The 2,035-nt window shown below is 60.3% G+C and carries 2 protein-coding genes; both read right to left on the bottom strand.

Annotated features, from left to right (window positions below):
- The coding region (locus AC08OU_RS23085) for a TrbL/VirB6 family protein (protein WP_476605786.1) at positions 1–1,121 on the bottom strand (1,121 nt) is incomplete at its 3' end.
- On the bottom strand, positions 1,118–2,035 hold a 918-nt coding region (locus AC08OU_RS23090; protein WP_476605787.1), incomplete at its 5' end, for a DUF8175 domain-containg protein. The genes AC08OU_RS23085 and AC08OU_RS23090, both read right to left, overlap by 4 nt.

The following is a 2,035-nucleotide window of genomic DNA, read 5'->3' on the forward strand; positions in this document are numbered from 1 at the left end:
GCCGTGGCGGCACCCGTCCGGGAGGACGTGCCCGCCGGAGCGCCGAGGCCGCTGCCACGACCGGTCCGTAGCGCGGCCGGCCGGGGCAGCGCGGGCTCGGCGCCAAAGCTGCCGACGCCACCGGCGCCGCCGAGCATGCCGCGATTGCGGGTCTGCAGCCGTGCACCGATTCCGCGGAAAGTCTCCCGCGACGTCGATCCCAGCAACGCACCCGCCCCTTGGCCGAACGACGCCGCACTGCGCCGACCTGCTGAACCGACGGCGCGCATCAGGTGGATGTCGGCGAATCCCATCAGGTGCAGCAGGACGAAGGGGGCGAACACCGCCGCAATCATCACCACGGCCCCGCCGAGGATCGTCAGTGTCTGATCGACTGTGGAGCCGCTCGAGTCGCTTGCCACACCGGCACCGAGCGTGAAAATCGCGTAAATAACCGGCTTCGCGAAAATCAGCGCCAAGAGGATCTCGGTCGCCCGCTTGATCCAGGCGCTCGTGGACATCGTCGGCTGCCCGGCCAGATACACCGGGATGAACACCGCCATCACGATGATCGCAACCTTGCGGATGTACAGCACCACGAAGAGCGCAAACGAGAACAACGCCACCAGCAGCGACAGGACGATGTCGAGTGCGAAGTTCCCCTGCTCCGGTAGAGCCCGCAGTTGGGCTACCAGGGCCGAGCCGAGTGGCTTCCCGTCACCGAAGGCGTCGGCGATCCCGTCCGAGGCAGTGAGCACCATCTGCAGCAGGGTGAGTGCGACGAATGAGCCGAGGATCGCGGTGCCGGTGGAGGCTAGCGCGCGTGCGAAGATGTGAGGATCACCGCGTACGGCGCCCATGATGCAGGCGCAGATGAACAGGCCGGTGACGATCAGTACCGCCACCCCGAACGCGATGTTGTAGTTCTGGACGACGTAGTCGGCGTTCAGGTCGATGGTCGTCTTCTGCGCCGCGAAGCTGAATACGGAGCTGGACAGGTCAGCCGCCATGCCGCAGAAGGCCTTGCCCATCGAGTTGAAGTACGCATCCGCACTCCCCGATATCGCACCCTTGATTGCATCGAGTGGATTGGGGTTGAAGGCCAGGATAATACTGCCTTCGCCTGTACCGCCGGACGTCATGCGACCGCTCCGATCAGAAGAAAACTCCGAAATTCCTCGGACCGCTGCTCAACGGGATCAGGACCATGGGGACGTAATGAAGTAACAAATACGTGATCGAGAGCATCATCGCAGGTCACAGACCTGTGGAGGGTTCGAAACGCGCAAGTTATTTCATTTCGACTCCCATCCGGGCCATCGGTGGCGTCAGAAAGTTTCCAATCTGTGCCACTCCAGCTCACCGTACAGAGGTCGGTTCCCCAGAAGTTTCGAGGCTTGTAGTTCGGCGATCCACCAATTATTCCGGCACTTGCATTGGACCAGATATATACTTTTGTCTCGTTGGGATTAAATTTTTCAACTTTATATCCGAGGGTTCGATAAATCAATTGAAAGTCGGGGGAGTTTACAGATGAAACTCCAAAATTTTTTGCCGTCTGATTATTGACATCAATAAGAAGTTGGCTAAGTCGATTGGCAGTCGAGGGATCTGCTATTAATCTAAAAATTTGCTTGAGGCGCGTGGGCTCGCGATTGGTAGCTTTTACGTACGCAGAAACGTAGTTGGCGCAGGCGCTGACGGCGCCGGCTTCGGTGCGGGGGTAGCCGACCGGGATACCGAACTCGTTGATCCGGGTGGGGACACCGGGGACTGAGGTGGGGGTGGCGGTGTCGGCCGGTTGGCTAGACGGCTTCGGCGAGGGGACCAGCGTCGGCGTCACTCCGGGCGGGGTATCGCTCGGAGAAGTCTGCGGCGCGACGGACGCGGTATCCGAGCCATTCGAACCATTGTCTGGAACCACGTAACGGCCGATGACCAATCCGCCGATCACACTCACCGTGCCAGTGGTCACGATGATGATGATCAGACGTCTGGCCGCCCACTCCATAAGGCTTAGGGGACGTAATGAAGTAACAAATACGTGATCGAGAGC

This window comes from Frankia sp. CcMO1, from assembly GCF_977945845.1.